This window comes from Nocardia vermiculata NBRC 100427, assembly GCF_001613265.1.
GTDB classification, from domain to species: domain Bacteria; phylum Actinomycetota; class Actinomycetes; order Mycobacteriales; family Mycobacteriaceae; genus Nocardia; species Nocardia vermiculata.
Genome location: NZ_BDCA01000007.1, coordinates 26,153 through 42,759 on the forward strand (window position 1 = coordinate 26,153; position 16,607 = coordinate 42,759).

General features: G+C 66.1%; 15 protein-coding genes. 2 read left to right on the top strand and 13 right to left on the bottom strand.

Translation table 11 applies throughout. The annotated features are described in order from the left end of the window. Window positions 1-199 precede the first annotated feature (199 nt). From NV2_RS10795 to NV2_RS10845, 11 genes are all read right to left on the bottom strand, one after another. The gene (locus NV2_RS10795; protein ID WP_067871899.1) at window positions 200-1,207 is read right to left on the bottom strand and encodes an SCO2521 family protein; all 1,008 of its coding nucleotides are present in this window, start codon (window positions 1,205-1,207) and stop codon (window positions 200-202) included. Further along, complete coding sequence (locus tag NV2_RS10800) at window positions 1,197-2,219, bottom strand: SCO2522 family protein (RefSeq protein WP_067871460.1); 1,023 nt, start codon at window positions 2,217-2,219, stop codon at window positions 1,197-1,199. Before NV2_RS10800 ends, NV2_RS10795 begins: the two co-directional genes overlap by 11 nt. Continuing rightward, the gene (locus tag NV2_RS10805) at window positions 2,219-3,163 is read right to left on the bottom strand and encodes an SCO2523 family variant P-loop protein (RefSeq protein WP_245662542.1); all 945 of its coding nucleotides are present in this window, start codon (window positions 3,161-3,163) and stop codon (window positions 2,219-2,221) included. Before NV2_RS10805 ends, NV2_RS10800 begins: the two co-directional genes overlap by 1 nt. 1 nt (window position 3,164) lies before the next feature. Then, entirely contained in the window at window positions 3,165-5,042 is a 1,878-nt protein-coding gene (locus NV2_RS10810; RefSeq protein ID WP_067871461.1) for an SCO2524 family protein, read from the bottom strand. A gap of 118 nt (window positions 5,043-5,160) precedes the next feature. Further along, complete coding sequence (locus tag NV2_RS10815) at window positions 5,161-5,949, bottom strand: hypothetical protein (RefSeq protein ID WP_067871462.1); 789 nt, start codon at window positions 5,947-5,949, stop codon at window positions 5,161-5,163. A gap of 117 nt (window positions 5,950-6,066) precedes the next feature. Further along, a complete protein-coding gene (locus NV2_RS10820) occupies window positions 6,067-6,531 on the bottom strand; it encodes a GNAT family N-acetyltransferase (protein WP_067871463.1) in 465 nt (154 codons plus the stop codon). Window positions 6,532-6,684: 153 nt separating this feature from the next. Beyond that, entirely contained in the window at window positions 6,685-7,746 is a 1,062-nt protein-coding gene (locus tag NV2_RS10825; protein ID WP_245662543.1) for a DUF7159 family protein, read from the bottom strand. 64 nt (window positions 7,747-7,810) lie between these two features. Beyond that, window positions 7,811-8,347 (bottom strand): MarR family winged helix-turn-helix transcriptional regulator, encoded by a 537-nt coding sequence (locus tag NV2_RS10830; protein WP_067871464.1) that lies wholly within the window; start codon window positions 8,345-8,347, stop codon window positions 7,811-7,813. Between the two features lie 50 nt (window positions 8,348-8,397). After that, a complete protein-coding gene (locus NV2_RS10835) occupies window positions 8,398-9,819 on the bottom strand; it encodes a metallophosphoesterase (protein ID WP_067871465.1) in 1,422 nt (473 codons plus the stop codon). A gap of 331 nt (window positions 9,820-10,150) precedes the next feature. Next, window positions 10,151-10,891, bottom strand: a complete 741-nt coding sequence (locus tag NV2_RS10840; RefSeq protein ID WP_245662544.1) for an EthD domain-containing protein — start codon at window positions 10,889-10,891, stop codon at window positions 10,151-10,153. 39 nt (window positions 10,892-10,930) lie between these two features. Further along, window positions 10,931-12,100 (bottom strand): FAD-dependent oxidoreductase, encoded by a 1,170-nt coding sequence (locus NV2_RS10845; RefSeq protein ID WP_067871467.1) that lies wholly within the window; start codon window positions 12,098-12,100, stop codon window positions 10,931-10,933. Window positions 12,101-12,203: 103 nt separating this feature from the next. Between NV2_RS10845 and NV2_RS10850 the strand changes: the two genes are divergently transcribed. Next, complete coding sequence (locus NV2_RS10850; protein WP_067871468.1) at window positions 12,204-12,779, top strand: TetR/AcrR family transcriptional regulator; 576 nt, start codon at window positions 12,204-12,206, stop codon at window positions 12,777-12,779. A 171-nt stretch (window positions 12,780-12,950) separates the two neighbouring features. Here the strand turns inward: NV2_RS10850 and NV2_RS10855 are convergent, their stop codons facing one another. Both NV2_RS10855 and NV2_RS10860 read right to left on the bottom strand, forming a co-directional pair. After that, complete coding sequence (locus NV2_RS10855; RefSeq protein ID WP_067871469.1) at window positions 12,951-13,439, bottom strand: FBP domain-containing protein; 489 nt, start codon at window positions 13,437-13,439, stop codon at window positions 12,951-12,953. 83 nt (window positions 13,440-13,522) lie between these two features. Continuing rightward, on the bottom strand, window positions 13,523-14,098 hold the full coding sequence (locus NV2_RS10860; protein ID WP_157102853.1) for a TetR/AcrR family transcriptional regulator: 576 nt from the start codon (window positions 14,096-14,098) through the stop codon (window positions 13,523-13,525). Window positions 14,099-14,326: 228 nt separating this feature from the next. On the opposite strand from NV2_RS10860, the gene NV2_RS30750 reads away from it, so the two are divergent. After that, entirely contained in the window at window positions 14,327-16,600 is a 2,274-nt protein-coding gene (locus NV2_RS30750) for an MFS transporter (RefSeq protein ID WP_210749135.1), read from the top strand. Window positions 16,601-16,607: the final 7 nt, after the last annotated feature.

The window sequence follows — 16,607 nt, forward strand, 5'->3', positions numbered from 1 at the left end:
CGTTGATTCGCCGAGCGGCAGCACCTTGTGTGTCACCGTCCGCCCGTACGCCCTGGATCGTGCCGTGAGCACGTCCCGTGGAAGCACATCCTCCACCTTCGAATGTGACCGGTTTCACGCACGCGACGTACAGCAGTCCCGCGCGTGCAGGCCTCTCATCGCGACAAGGGGTGCATCCCCGCCCCGGCCCGGGGTGCTCCTAGTGCACCTTCACCTGTTGCGACGCCCTCAGCGTCGCGCCGGCCATCCGGTCCCGCAGCTGCCCCACGCGTGCAGTCCACTGCCGGGTGAAGCCCGGGTCGGCTTCCAGGTCCGACCAGATCCGGTCCAGTCCCGGCACCGTATGTGTCCCGGGCATCCACAGCGGCACCAATTCATCCAGTACCGGAAGGAGATCGGTCGCCATTGCACCCGGCCGGGCGCCGAACCCACCGGAGGCGCCCGCCACGCGGCTGATCGTGGTCAGCAACCAGTCATGGACCGCGAGATCCTCGCAGAACCGGCGTATTTCCGCGATATCACCGTGCAGCACGGTGATTCGTAGCGTTCGGACCGTGTCGTTGTCGAGCCGGAACGAGAACGGCAGCGAATCGCCGGACGGGGCGGCCACCTCGGCCGCCCAGCGCAACCGGGTGGTCGCGGCGCCGCGGAAGGGGATCTCCTGATCGAGCTGAGGGTTCACTCGCGTCAGATTCGCCATTCGCTGGCAGATCGAGGCCAGCTCCGGCCGCTCGCCGGCCGGCGAATGCAGATAGCCATCTGCCAGGGCACGACCGGAGGGGGCCCCGCTGATCGTCTCGATGGTGCCCGGCTTGCTCAGATAGTGGGACCACGGCCGTCGGTCGGATCCGGTGCCTCGCACCACTTCGGTCTGCGAGGAGGCCTGCAGAATCCGGCCACCGATCACCACCGACCGCGAGCTGACGGTGCCGATGCCGCGTATCCGTTTGCCGCTGGTCCGGTCCGGACGGCATTGGGCCAGATGACAATCCACCCCCTCGAGCCGGCTCGGTGACATGACGAGCGGCACCGGCCGTTCCCGCGAGGTCGGCGCGCTGCCGAGCTTCACCGTCCTCAGCAGTTCGACGGTCGCCGGGATATCGAGGACCTCCCGCGACGGCAGCAGACAGGTCTGGACCTCGCCGAATACGGCCAGGACCGGCTTGCCGCTCACAATCGTGGTGGTCGAGCCCGCCTCATGAGCCATCGGCGGACCCCGCACTGACGACCCGGTTCAGGAAGACGTGCTGCAGGCGGTCGGTGATCTGCTCGGGGATGATGACCCCCTCGGCCGCACCACGCACGACCGGCTGTGCCTTCAGTTCCTCGTCGATGTTCACATGGTCGAGGATCGTCCGCACCGCATGTTCGATCTTCACATAGGTGGGCGGCAGGATAGAGAGCGTCTGGTAGGCGGCGAACGGTGCCGCGCGGGGTTCCAGCTGAACCACCGTAGGCAGGTCGTCCCAGGTGTCCGGCCACGTGGCGGGGCGAGGCTGCGGCTGAGCGACCGGAGCCCCCTGGTCGCGGATCAGTCCTAAACGCAGCAGCTGCCAGATCGAGGCCAGAAACGGACACGACCAGCGCTTGTTACCTGCTTCGTCGAGAACCTCGCTCCACATCTCGACATCCAGGAATATCGAATGCTCCCGGCGGCCGAATTCCTTCGACGGCCGGTACTGCGACATCTGCATGGCGGGCTTGGCCTCGAAAACCGAAGAGCGCCAGCCATTGCACAGCCAACCCGACCGTGCATCGGGTGGGGATGCACCGAATGTCGCGGGGACCGGGTCGTCGACTACCCATGTGTTTACCATCTCGGCCAACTCGACCCACTCGGTGGGCTGCCCGTTCACGAACCGTCGCGATCTCCAGCAACCGGCCTCACGCCCGAAGTAATCGATCCGGAGCTCGTATTCGGCGGCCACCGCCAGAATTTTCTCCAGTATCTCGCCGGGGTTGGTATCAGAGCCGAAGTAGTCATCGATCAGGAAACAGGTACTGATCCGCGCGGAGTCGCCGAACTCGTCTTTCATCTCCTGGGTGTAGAGATCGACCAGTCTTTTCACCCGCCGGAACTGCGACCGCATGGGTTCGATGCCGTTGGTCAGATCACTCATATAGAAGTGCCCGGCCTCGATCGATACGTGCGCCAATTCCACCTGGGCGATCCGCACCTGCTCGGTGGCCTCGCTGTACCCCGCTCCGAAGCCGGGCATCAGAAATCACCCGCCAGTTTCCACGTCTCTTCATCGACGAGGTCGTCGGCCAGTGCTACGAACGCCTCCCTGGTTTGCGCGTTGGCGATCTTCGCATCGACATCTGCATCCAGAATCACCTGCTCGCGCCATTGCAGCACCGGCTCCATCGGTGTTTCGCCGAGCGTGACACTGGTACCGATCTTGTTGATCTGCGCGAGGTTGTCCAGCATCTTGTCCTGCTTGCGCAGCCAGGCCCATTGCGGGCCGCTGCCACCTGCCTCGTGCCCGGCCACACCGGTCGAGGGGACCGCAGTACGCACATACCGGAGCGAATCCAGCAACCGATCCGAACCGTAGCCGATACTCTCACTGTTCTGCTTCAGCCCGTGGTCGCCGTGCACCAATCCGTTCGCGGCCAGAATATGTTGGCGAGTCCAGCGGTGGAACACCAGCCAGCGCGCCACGGCATTCCGCAACTGCGACGCAGCCATCGCACTGAGCACGATTTCCAGTGCCGCCGATCGTCCGGCACTGAGATCGACGAAGGTGATGTCGTATTCCTGCCTGCACTTCACCAGTAGTTCGATACAGCGTTGCACCACGGCGGCGGACACACCGAATTCACCGCCACCACGATCACCCGGAACCAACGCGAGCTGGTAGGGGTGCCGGGGCGACTGCAGATCCTTACGGTTGGTCGCCGCACGAATATCGTGCGAGGCCAGTCGCGATGTTCGTCCGGTGAGAAACGAGTGCAGTCCGTTGCCGCTGTCGGTCCCCCGCTCCAGTTGCTCGATCTCGAACAGTGCGCCCGCAGTGGGTGAGCCGAAGTCGAAGTCGAGGTAGGCGACATTGTGCCCTTTGATGCTGAGCCGATAGGCGAGATTACAGCTCGTCACCGACCGGCCGGTACCGCCCTTGTCGGAGGTGGCGAAAACAATGATCGGTTCGTGTCCGCCCACGTCACTCACCCCGCATCGCGTCGGAGGTGGCGAATTCGAGCTCGTCCAGTTCGCGCAGCGCTTCCGCGCACAGGCTGTGCGCGGTACCGGGACGCTCCTCGATCCAGGTCCGGGCCCGCGACAACTTCAACTCGATCCGCTCCAGCGCCTGCCGATTCGGTGTGTGGTCGTTCTCGCTGAGGTCCAGGAACCTCTGGTTGAGCAGGTGGTCTGCCTCGCTGAGCAGATCCCGCGAACGCGCCGACGACTGTGCCGAGCGCAACGGCGGGTCCTGATATGCCTTCGCCGCGACGACCAGGCATTCGATGATCCGCTCGGTGAAATACCAGGACGGCACGTCGTTGCTGTCCGACGATTCCGACACCCGCTCGCCACCATAGGATTCCGATGCGAAGTACCGGTCCGCGTCATCCCACAATCCCTTGGCGGTGCCGGCCGTGAAGGCACGCCGCTCCAGGTGAGTCATCGTCGCCTGAGACAGTTCGAGCAGCTGATCACGGGTGGCGAGGGTGCCGGACAGCTGCGCCGCCTGCAGGGTGCGCTTCAACAGTGTCGGGGCGTAGTCCGACACCACCCAGGTCAATTGCGGCCCGTCACCGACCGTTTCGCTGCCCTCCAGCGACAGCGCCACTCCCGGGAAGTGCAGGGCGCGGGCGGGATCGTCCTCGGTCAACCGGCTGGTTATTCGTCCCCGGCGAGCCAGTTCACCGAAAATCGGGGTGGCCCTGGTGAGATCGTCATCGCTGGCCTCACGGGAGACGAGATCCTGGATCAGGAGCGCGGACATGGAGAGACTGAAATAGTCCGATTCCTTGCCGTCCGCGGTGCGCCAGGGAATGTCCTCCAGCGGCCACCGTCCGGTACCGAAACGCGCCATCGTCGACCAGAAGCGCTGGGCGATCTCCCAGCGCAGTTGCAATGCGCCGGCGAGGCGGCGCTGCTCTTCGTCGAGTAGGTCGAGTTCGCGGGTGCTCGAGCGGCTCAGGTCGTTGATGCCGTCCAGCGCCACAGCGGTGAAATACAGGTACGGCCGTTGTGCGGCATACCCTTCCGCGGTGGACAGCGGAGTGTCGACAAAGCCGATCTCCTGGGCGTCGCGGACCAGCCCCCAGCTCCAGCCGCATTCGAACAGTAGGCCGGTGTCTTCGAGTTCGTCCTCGTCGTCTTCGGAGGTCCTGGTGAGGGTGGCATCCCGTAGCCGGGTGCGTACCCGTTCGAGCCGGCGTGCGACCGCGGCCACCACCGCACCGGTTTCCTCGCCGGTCTGATTGAACATACTCAGCATCGCCCGGCCGTCCGGGCTGCCCGGATCCACGAAGCGGACCACGAAACTGCGGATGAGTCCGACCATCGCCGCGGTGAGGCGACGCGCGAGCCGCTCCTGCACCAGGGTCAAGGCTGCTTCCATGCGCTTCTCGGTACGCCTGTTGCGCACCGAGCGGACCTCGCGGACGAACTGTAATCCGGCCAGACACAGGGTCAGCGACATGGAGTACGAGTCGACGACGTCGAGTTCCCGCTGCGCCGGCACCGGTGCGGCCTCCTGCGGGTGTTGCAGGTAACTGTCCGCCGAGAAGATCGGTTGCCCGTCGCGTTCGTAGCGCTGCAGATACTCGTCGAGTATCTGGATGACCCGCGGGCCGATGCGCCGGCCCAACGGGCTCAGCACATCCCGGACGTCGTCGGCGATCCGATCCGGATCGTGCAGTGCGAAACTTTCGATCTGAGTGGCCGGATACAGGATGCACAGCAGCTGCTCGGCGTCACCGATGGAGTTGGTGCCGGCCTGCCCGCCCCAGACCCATTCGCCGTCGCGGTAGCAGTGGGCCAGCATCGAGGCCCACACGTTCAGAATTTGGCGCCGCGGCTGGATCCTCATCGCCTGCAAACCCTTTCATCGGTTACACCTGAGGCAGCGCGCGCAAGCGGTACCTCGGCACCGCTGTGCGACGGGAGAAAAATTAGCACAGCCGAACTCCGTGCCGTTTCGGCGCGCCTCAGAGTCGAAACCATTTGCGTACCAATAGGGCAAAGAAGACAGACATCGACACCGCACCCACCCAGGCCTCGACCGCGAACAGCGGCTTCGCGGCAGCAGAGCGTAGGTCGTCCGACTCGTTCAGGTCGCCCCACCCGACCGGATTCAGGAAACCCGTAACGCACAGGTACAGGGTGTCAGCGAACCCCAAAGCCGATAGTTTGAAGGTCAGCACAGTGACGAGCACGAGCGCGAACAACACCCAGAAGAGCAGCCGAAACGGCTGATACCCGTACCCACACGACACGTCGGCGAGCCGGCCGACCCAGTATCGCCAGCCCTGCGCGGTACGAGTACGAGTCTTGGCCAGTCGCAGTCCGCAGCGATCCTCTGCATCACGGTCCTCGATCGTGCGGTACAGCGCCTTCGCGCGCTGGAATGCCACTGCGGCATGCCGAGGCAGCCCGGTGAGCTGCATTCCCAGACCCTCGTAGACCTCGGCCAAGTGCAGGCTCTGCTGTTCGTTCAGCCTGATCGGCCCGTGGTATTCGGACTCGGCGGCCAGCAGTGCCGCCAGTAATGCCCCGGAGGGACGCTCGTCGGCGTCGGCCGAGTCATCCGTGCCGGCCGGGCCGTTCGAGGGCAGCACGACCGCGTAGAGATCGTCGAACAGCAGCGCGCGACTGTTGCGTGAGCGGCGGGGCGGCAGCTGCTCGAACTTTTCGAACAGGCTGTTCTGGAACATATCGGCATAGTCGAACAACTTGCCGATCAGCTCCGCCTCCGGGACTTCCTGCCTCGCGATCATGCTCGCGAGTTCTTCTGCCCGGCGGGAGATTCGAGCGGATAACGTCTTGATGAAAGGTGCAGAATCCCCCATAGAAAAACCCTACCGGTAGTGCGGTGCGGTCCGACGGGAAACCCACTACAGATATTGTGACCTATATCGCATCAGACGACGAGGGCAACCGGGTCCGAAGTAACTGCTGTCGAATCCGACGCAGATGAATCCGGCCTGCTCGAACATGTTGAGCGCCAACCGGTTGCCCGGATCCACGGTCAGCTCGACATCGACTGCGCCGGCCGCGATGCACCGCTGCACGGCGCGTTCGAGCAACGCCCGGCCGGAACCGCAGTGCTGCATGTCGGTGGCCACGGCCAAGGTGAACAGCAAAGCCTTCGCATCCCGCACCATAGTCAGTGCATAACCGATCAGCTCACCCCCCAATTCGGCTACCAGCCACTGGTTTCCATGCATGTCGAAGAGCTGGCGCAGCATGAAGTACAGGTACGGCTCAGGGAAGATCTCCGCTTCGAGCGCAGCGATGGCTTCCAGATCTTTGAGGAACACCTGCCGATAAACCGGCACCTCATTATCCGCAATTTCCATCAGTTTCCTCGCCCCGTCGTGCGATCTATCTCTATCGAGGATAGATCGCGGCCCCACACCGATTGGTTCGCTTCAGGGCTGTGTGCAGAGCAATGTGCCCGGCCGACACGGGAATTGCGCGCGGCGACAGTGCGGTGGCCCCGCGCGTATTGCTCACCGCTGCGGCGACGGCGGCGAACTGCTCCCCGCGACCTCCAACTGCGAGGCCGGGACCGTTCCGGGGCCGGGGTGTGCCGAATTGTGGCTGGTAGCCAGCAGCCCGGTCACCGTTCCCCCGAGGGCGACCGTCACCGCCGCCGCGGCGACCAGTTTGCGTCGCGAGACCGTCGACACCCGATCCGGCGGTGCGAACCGGATCCCGCGCAGCCGCCGGGCCGCCGGCCGCTCGCTGGCCAGCAGTACTGCTCCGCGCGCTGAGACGAACTCCGGTTCCGGGTCGTAGATCACCGGCAGTTCGAGCAGCTGTTCCAAGGCGGCGCGGATACCGGGGTTGCGAGTACATCCGCCCAGCAGCACCACCGCCTGCGGTGCCACGGCGGTCTCCTCGATCAGTTGCCGGACATACGACACCGAATGGTGGATGCCCGCTTCCACGAGATCGGTGAAGTCGCTGCGGGTCAACACGATTCTCGTCCCCGATGCGGGGTCCTCGGTGGTGACCACCGGGGTGCCGGTGAGCTGCTCCTTGTAGTCGCGGCAGGTGGCGGAATCGATATCCACTCCGCCTCGAGCCAGCTGCCGGCGCAGCAACACGTCGTGCGTGTCACCACCGAGCAGAGTGCTGTGGGTGCCCGCGAGAATCGCCTCGGTGCGGCAGTCCGCCTCGGTGAGGGTGAGACCGGAGGCACCCAGGTCGTAGAGCAGAACCGGCCCGTCGTCGGGCAGGCGGCCGCTGAAACGCAGGTAGCGCAGCTGTGCGAGAGGCTCGTCGGCAATGGTGAGGCGAGTGCGACCGGAGGCGACGCGCAGCGCCTCGGCGTGCAGCGTGCAGCGTGCCGTCACCGTGATGCCGGTGACGAATTCGTCTCGACGCACGGCGGAGCGCCGCATCGAGTCGATGGCCTCGAAGACCGGCTCCTCGACCCCTGCTCCGGCCCGGCGCTCGACGGTGCACTGGTCGATCGGAGGCAGATGAGGTCGATCGGAGTGGGTGAGCATCGCCCGCGCGCCTCCGGCACCCGCGGATACCCCCAGGACCAGCACCATGGCGTCCATGGTGGACCTTCAGGACCCGGATGGGAAGGTTTCCCAGCGGGATGTCGCCACCCGGTCGCAGCGGTCAAGCCCAGCGTGTCGGGGTTTCGCCGCTGTCGAAGTCACCGGCCTCGCGTCGGAATTCTCCCAGCAACTGCAGCAGTAGTTCCACCCGTTTCGGGGGCAGGCCCGGCCGGGCGAAGACCTTCTCGTTCAATTCGTGGGTGGCCGACGCGGCCAGCTCCCGGCCGGCGTCGGTGATCTCGATCAGTGTCGCGCGGCGATCACTGGGGTGCGGAACCCGCTTGACCAGCGCGGCAGCCTCGAGCCGGTCGACGGTATTGGTGACGCTGGTGGGGTGGACCTGCAGGCGCGCGCTGGCCATGGCCATCGGCAGGGCGCCGGTCTTGCTGAAACTGAGCAATGTCAGCAGTTCGTAGCGGGAGAAGGTGAGCCCGGACGGGCGCAGCGCCTCGTCCACCCGGGCCATGACGATCTGCTGGGCCCGCACCAGCGCGGTCACCGCGGCCATGCCGTCGGCGACGTCGCCCCAGCCGTGCGAGGTCCACTGACGGTGGGCCTCTTCGATCGGGTCCAGCGGAAGCGGGCGTGGTGCGGCCATACGCCGAGTGTATTGGCCCGGACGCGGTGATGGTGTGCGCCGCTCGATCTTCACGAAAGCCCCGAAAGGTCACCGAGGACAACGTGGTTACGGTCGGCGGTGGTCCCCAGCGTGTACTCGGGCATCAGGCCGAGATATTCGGCTCGGCTGCGGGTGCTCCAGCGCCGGGCCGCCGCGGTGCGGGTCTTGTAGAAATTCACCGTGTAACCGCCTTCGTACAGGCGTAGCAGCGTATATCCACCGGGATATTCCTTCACCGCGCCCACCTCCAGGAATTCCACATCCAGCGGGAGATCGGGGCGGGTGCGGCGGTTGCGGTGGGTGTGTCCGGCGTGATGAAAGAACACCCCCGGTGTCGATTGGTACAGGCGCTGCAGGGTGAGCGCATCGGACCGGTTCAGCACGAAGCTCGGTCCTGCGATATTGGTCAGCCCCGATTCGGCGGTCACCGGATGATGACCGAAGACGACGGTCGGCCGGTCCGGATCGTGGCGCAACGTTTCGCGGAGCCGGTCGAACTGGTTGGCACCGATACTTCCGCCCGCACCGTCCGAGGTGGTATCGAGCCCGATCAACCGCAGCCCGCCGAGCCGGTTTTCGGTGAACTGCCCCCGACGGTGGAAGCTGTCACCCCAGCAGTCGTGGTGATCGGCGCCGATGGTGGTGCAGCCGCCGTATTCGGCCCCGGTATGCGGCCGGTCGTGATTGCCCCGGACAGCGAACCAGTCCCGGCCCGCCCGGCCCCACCGATCCAGCCGGTCGCGGATGGCACGACTCTGCCCGGGCGTCGCCTCCGAGGTCAGATCCCCGGCCAGGATCAGCTGGTCTGCGCCACGGTCGGGCCGGCGCACATCGTCGAGGACGGCATCCAGCATGACCTCGGTATAGGGAGTCAGGCCCGGCTCCTGACGCACCCCCGGTGGCAGGCCCGCCACGATCAGCCCGCTGATCTCCTCGCCGAAATGCACGTCGTTGCACAGCGCCAGGGTGCGCAGCAGCCGCCCGGGCGGTGGCACCGCGGTACCGAACTCACCGGTGCATTCGGGCGCGCCGGGCAGATGAGTCACCAATTCCGGTGCCGCGACCGCGAGCACGCCGTCGGACCAGGCCTCGAACCGGTAGCGGCGGCCCGGTTCGAGCCCGGTGACCTCCGCGAAGTGATACGGGGTCGGGCCGGTATCGGTGATCGTCGCCGGTTTCGCCGGGGAGCGGGAATCGGCTGGTGCAATACGGATTTCGGTTCCAGCATCTACCGGCTCGGGTTTTCCGGAGGCACCGGGAGCGAGAGTGGTCCAGGTGAAGATCGCCGTGGTGTCGGTGACGGTGACGACTTCCAGGTCGGTGGCGATCAGCGAATGCGCCTGCGCGCGAGCAGAACCAGCGGTCGCCGGCAGCGCACCGGCCAACGGTGCGGCCGCCGCCACAGCGAGGGCGGACAGGACACGGCGGCGATTCGGGCCGCAGCACGTCATCGAGACACCCGCACCCGGTCACGCCGATGATCGGCTGCGCAATTATCGGTCATAGGCGCCCACCGCCTGCGGGACACCCGCACCCGGTCGCACCGATGATCGGCTACGCAATTATCGGTCATAGGCGCCCACCGCCTGCGGGACACCCGCACCCGGTCACGCCAATGATCGGCTACGCAATTATCGGTCATAGGCGCTCCTGGCGGTCGGCGGCGCGGGTGGGCGGTCGATTGCCGACCCTATCCTCGCCGCCGTTACTACCGGGAGCGCCGGTCCGGCCGGAACCGCGGAGGTATCGGCTTCGGTTGTGGCGCGGCAGGAGTCGCGCGGATCAGTCCGTCGTCAGGTCGTAGCGGTAGCGGCTGGTCGGGACTACGTCGACATTGCGATTTGCGCCGAAGACGGTGGTGCTTTCCGCCATCCGTGCGGCGCGGCGGCGCAGTTCGTCCTCGTCACCTCCGCTGCCCCAGAAGGCATGCCAGTCGGTCATCGCGGCCATCGGGAACAATTCTTCGACGACCGCGTCCACCCGCGGGCCACGAGTAATGGCTTCGACCACTACGTTCTGCACGTAACCGAAGGTGGACTGCGTTTCGATAGCGACAGTGGTGTGCACGTCTTGCCAGTGCCGCAGCCACTGTTCGCGTTCGAGTCCCTCCGGAATCCGCAGCAGGGCGACATTGGCCAGCGCGTCGTAGCGGGTGCCCTCGGCGGGCGCCGGCGCGACCAACGGTTCGCGTTCGTCGACGATCCAGCCGTCGATCCGCGAGCAGATCGCTCCGAGGGCCTCGGTGACCGGGTCGCTGTCGCTTTCGGTCCAGACACTGACGACCGCGGCGACCGGTTGGTCGTACGTATTGATCTGCATCTGCGCATCAGCCACATCGGCATCGCGGATGTTGACCTGCAATGCGGTCGCTCCCATCGCAGCGAGCTGAGATCGCAGCTCAGGCGAACGCAGCGAATCCGCGAGATTCGTGCCCCACAGGGCGTACACCAGCTTCATCCGAAGTCCCTTCGACATGCGAGCCTCGCGGCCCGCACCGGTACGTTTACCCGTCTCCGCGTTCAATTCGTCACCTGGTCTCGGTCAACGGAATTCGAAGGTCGTTCAGCGCGTGGCCAGTTCGGCGAGCCGGAAGGCCAGGGCCCTCCGGACAGCGGGGACACGGGTGGCGATCCGGATGGCGGCATTGCGGAGTGCACGTGCCGGACGTGCACGCAGCGTCGCCATCCGCGTCATGCGATCGGTGAAACGCACCACGCCGAGCGCTATCGGACGGCGGGCTCGCTCGTAGTCCTGCAGCAGTGTGTCCGGCTCGCCGCCGAGCACCCGGGCCAGCAGGCTGCCCAGGAGTGCGGCGTCCTGAATACCGGTGTTCATCCCCTGACCGCCGGCGGGGCTGTGTACATGGGCGGCGTCACCGGCGAGCAGGATGCGCCCGGCCCGGTAGTGGTCGGCGATCCGGTGGTGTACCCGGAACCGGGAGCTCCACAGCACCTCGTGTACCCGGGCGCCGGGGCAGCGGGCGTCGAGCAGGTTCTGCACCTGGTCGAGCGTCGGTTGTTCGGGAGCTCGGGCGACGGTGGCGACCACGCGGAACCGGTTGTGCTCGTCGTCCGGTAGCGGCGCGACGACGGTGACTCCTTCCGGAGATACGTGCAGGGATACCTCCTCGCGCGAGGACGGCCACTGCATCCGTACATCGGCGAGGACGAACGATTCCGGATAGGTCGAGCCGGTGAAGCCGATCCCGGCCGCCGTGCGGACTCGGCTGTGCATCCCGTCCGCGCCGACCACGTAGCGCGCCCGGATCGTGCCGGAAGTTCCTGCGGTATCGGTGTATTCGACCGTCACCGACTCGTCACCGGGGATCGTCGCGGTCACCTCGTAGGGGCGCAGTACCGCGCCACCCGCACGATGCAGCCGGTCGAGCAGCACAGCCTCGGTGGTCTCCTGGCCGACCATCAGGGTGTACGGGAATTCGGTGGGAAGCTCCGAGAATCCGATCCGGGCCAGGCGCCGGGTGCCGTCGTGCAGGACGAAATGCGGCACCTCGATACCGAGGTCGTGCAGGGTCGAGGCGATACCCAGCTCGTCGAGCACCTCCATGGTGCGGGCATGGACGACCGCCGCCCGGGAGGTGTTCGCGCCGGCGGCCAGCCGATCCAGCACGACCACCTCGACGCCGGCGTCGGCGAGGGTGATTGCGGCCGTCAGCCCGGCGGGACCGGCGCCGACGATGACGACATCGGCGGAAATCGGAACGACGCTGCTCATGATGACTCCAAGTGTGTCAACGACTGTTTGCCAACAACTGTTGGCATTGACGGTAGACCGGTCCACACCACGAGTCAACACTTGTTGGCCTACACTTGTTGGCATGACCGAGGAGACTGGCTCACGCCGTTCGGATTCGACACGGGCGGCGATCCTCGATGCCGCCCGCCGCCATTTCGCACGAGAAGGTTTCGCTAAGGCGACGATTCGGGCGATCGCCGGCGACGCGGGCATCGATCCATCGATGGTGATGCGCTACTACGGCAGCAAAGAGGGGCTGTTCGACGCCGCATTGGATGTCGACCTGGGACTACCGGATCTCGGCGCGGTCGCCGAGGACGCACTCGGAGAAGCAGTGGCGCTCCGGTTCCTGGAGTTGTGGGAGACGTCCCCCGGCAATGAACTGTTGCTGGCACTGCTGCGCTCATCGGTCTCCGACGACACTGTCGCGCAACGTTTTCAGCAGGTCTTCGCCGGACAGTTGATGCCGATGGTGATGCGGATCGGCGACCCCGCAGATGCGCCGCGGCGGGCAGGATTGGTGGTCAGCCAGATTCTGGGACTGGCGCTGTGCCGCTATGTGCTCCGACTGGAACCGGTGGTCGCGTTGTCGCGCGAGCAGATCGTGACCACGGTGGGCGCCACCGTGCAGCGATATCTGGTCTCGACTCCGGACTGAACGAATACGACTCCGCACGAAAGGCGCGGCCGGGAAACGACTACGCCCCGAGGCCGGCGGATACAACTACGCCCCGAGTCCGGCGGTGCGGTCTCGGGGCGTTCGGGTAGTGCCTGCGTGTCTGAAGTGTCGGCGCACGGCATCTACCTCCTCTCGGTCGGCGACTTCGGATCAGGTGTAGAGGCGGTCGACGAAGGCGCGCAGGTTGGTTCGCACGCGTTCGGCCTTCTGCTCGTCGGTCAGATCCTCGCGGTAGCGATTACCCAGCGCCGGACGCTTCTTGTTGCGCGCGTAGAGCGAGCACGCCAGGTCGGTGCACATCGGTATGCCCACGGTATTGCCGCGACGCCCGGAGTCCCCGGTCTTACTCGCGGCCAGCAGCGAGACTCCACCGCCGGTGTGTGTGGTCATACAGATCGAGCAGAGCTGAGCTTTTGCGGTGCCACCGCGCTCGTAACGCAGCGCCACCCCGATCAGGCGGTCGTCGTAGGGCGTCACGAACCATGCTCTACCCGGCATCGCCGGGTCGGTCCAGCCGAAGAAGTCCAGGTCGTCCCATGGTTGGGCGTCCAGGTTGCGCGGGACCGGCATGCGTTTGGCATCGCCCTTGGAACAGTTGACGAACGACGAGCGGATCTCGCGTTCGGTCAGGGGGTCCACAATATGCACTCCATTTCCGTCGGTGGAATTCGAACGGAGAGAGGCTACGGCCGCACCGCCGCCCGGGCAATCGAATATGAGGGCTACCGCTCGGGCGGCGTGCGCAGTCCGGCCAGCGCGACCGTCATCAGACGTTCGGCAGCGGCGGGTGCTGTGTCGCAGGCGACACCGAGACCGTGGCCGAGGCGAACCAGATCCCGCGGTTCGAGTTCGGGGCGGACCAGGCCGGCCCGCTGTGCGGGGACGAGCACCGCGGCCGCGGCATCGACGATCAGCTTCGTGCACAGCGTGAAGGTGGGCGAGCCGTGGTCCATCGCCGCCTTGAGGGTGGCCGCCACGCTGCGCTTGTCCATGACATAGTGCACCTGCGCGCGGAACCACTGCTCCAGAGCGGCGAGGGGTGTGTGGGTATCGGCCAATTCGTGGGCGAGTTCGGCCAGAGCTTCGATACTCGAGCGGTAGACCGCTTCGACCAGCGCGTCGCGATTCGGAAAATGCCGGTAGAGCGTGCCGGTCCCCACCGACGCGCGGCGCGCGATGTCATCGGCGGGCGCATCGGGGCCGTATTCGGCGAAGACCTCCCGGGCACATTCGACAATGCGCTGGTAGTTGCGCCGCGCATCCGCGCGCATCGGTCGCTCGGGCGACAGTGCGTTCACGATTCCTCCAGTGGAAGCGGATGAACTCTCCGTTCGGTCTCGAGATAACCGGAGAACTTGTCCATATATTAACCCGGGGCTCAACCGGACGCGTTCTCCGCTTAGTTATTCCCGCATCGGACGAGGTGTAGATCACACGGAATATAAATGGAGGCATGTCTCCGCTTCTTGTTAAAGTGCCTAACCGGAGAACTTCTCCGCTTCATCTCGTGGGAGGAACGCGTACTCGTGGCGCTCGCCAAATCCCGCCCGCATTACAACGTCGTTTTCGCGGTGCTACTGCTCGGAATATCCGCATACGCTCTATTGCAGTCGATGGTCGTACCGGTCCTGTCGCTGCTGATACCGGCCTTGCACACCACCCAGGCCACCGCGACCTGGCTGATGACCGGCTACCTGCTGTCCGCCTCGGTCGCGACCCCCATTCTGGGTCGCATCGGTGACAAGGTCGGCAAGGAACGCATGCTGGTCGTCACGCTCGTCGCGCTGGCGGTCGGCTCCTTGATCGCGGCACTCACCGACTCCGTCGAGGTGATGATCGTCGCGCGCGTCATCCAGGGTCTCGGCGGCGGTGTGATTCCACTGGCCTTCGGCATCATTCGCGACGAGTTCCCGGCGCGGAAACTGCACGGCGCGGTGGGCATCGCCTCATCGCTGATCGCCGTCGGATCGGGTGTCGGACTGATCCTGGCGGGCCCGATCGTCGATCACCTGAACTACCACTGGCTGTTCTGGGTGCCGATGATCATCACGACCATCGCCGCGGTCGCCGCGGTGCTGTTCGTTCCCGAATCTCCGGTACGCAGTCCGGGCCGGATCAATTGGCTCGCCGCATTTCTGCTGTCGGCCTGGTTGATCGCACTGCTGCTGGCCGTCAGCCAGGGCCCGTCGTGGGGCTGGGGTTCGGTACCCACACTCGGGCTCTTCGTCGCGGCAGTGGTCTGCGCGGCACTGTGGATCGTGGTCGAATTGAAATCGGCCACCCCGCTGATCGATATGCGGACCATGCGCATCCCGGCGGTGTGGACGACCAACCTGGTCGCCGTACTGATCGGCGCCGGCATGTACGCGATGATGACCTTCCTGCCGCAGCTGCTGCAGACCCCGGAGGCCGCCGCCGGCTACGGACTGAGCGCGAGTATCACCCAGTCCGGTGTGTACATGCTGCCGATGTCGGTGGCGATGTTCCTCATCGGTTTCGCGGTCGGGCCACTGTCGGCCCGGATCAGCCCGAAATTCATCGTCCTGATCGGCGCCGTCATCGCGATTCCCGGATTCGTGATGCTCGCGGTCGGGCACAACCAGAGCTGGGTCGTCTACGTGTCGGGCGCCCTGCTCGGCCTGGGAATCGGCATGGCGTTCTCGTCGATGCCGGCCATCATCGTCGCGGCGGTACCGCCCGCTCAGACCGGTGCGGCCACCGGAATGAACGCCAATGTCCGTACCGTCGGTGGCGCCATCGGCAGCGCGGTTTCCGGGGTCATCCTGACCTCGGGTGCGCATACCGCCGGCGGCTTCGCCGCGGACTCCGGCTACACGAATGTGTTCTGGTTCCTCGGCGGTGTCGCCGTACTAGGTGCGGCCGCGGCAGCGATCGTGCCGACCGTGCGGGCGAACCGTGCCGAGGCAGAATCGGTTGCGCCGGTGCTCTCGGACGAGGATCCCGCGCCGCTGCCCGGCAGTGTGGTGCCCGAAGCCACCGCGCAACTCGCGACTGCGGACGTCACCCCCGGTGCATCGATCGGCGGACGGATCGGCCGGGAGAACGGCCAACCGGTACCGGCATCCGTGCTGACCCTGATCGACCAGCACGGCAAACAGGTTTCGCGGGCGATCGGTGACGCGGACGGCGGCTACGCCGTCGCGGCACCCGGCCCGGGCGGCTACGTGCTGATCGCCTCCGCGAACGGTCACAGCCCGGTGGCGGTCAATGTCGTCATCGGCGCTCGGCCGCAGCGCGTCGATCTGACGCTGTCGAGTTCCGGTGAACTGGCGGGCTCGGTGCGCCGCAGCGACAGCGCCGCACCCGTGTCCGGTGCCATCGTCACGGTGACCGATCTGTCCGGGGAGGTCGTGGGTTCGGCGATCACCGACGAGGACGGCACCTACGTCTGCCGCGGCGTTCCGTCCGGAACACATACCGTCGCCGTCGTCGCCGCCGGTATGCACCCGAACGCCGCAACATTGACGGTGCCCGACACCGGCCTGATGCGGTACGACGCACAACTCGAGTCGATGGGAACCCTGGTCGGCGCGGTACAGGCCGAAGGGCGCGCGGTCGCCAACGCACAGGTGAGCGTGCTGGACACGACCGGCGAACTGGTCGCCACCGCCCGCACCGACACCGAAGGCCGCTACGTCGTCTCCGATCTGCCCACCGGCGACTACGTCGTGGTCGCCCGCAGCTACCCGTCGGTGACCGGCAATGTGACGGTGACCGGCACCGGAAGTGCGCACGATGTGGAACTCGGCTACGAGGACGCCATGGTGCCGGTGCGCTGAACGGCGA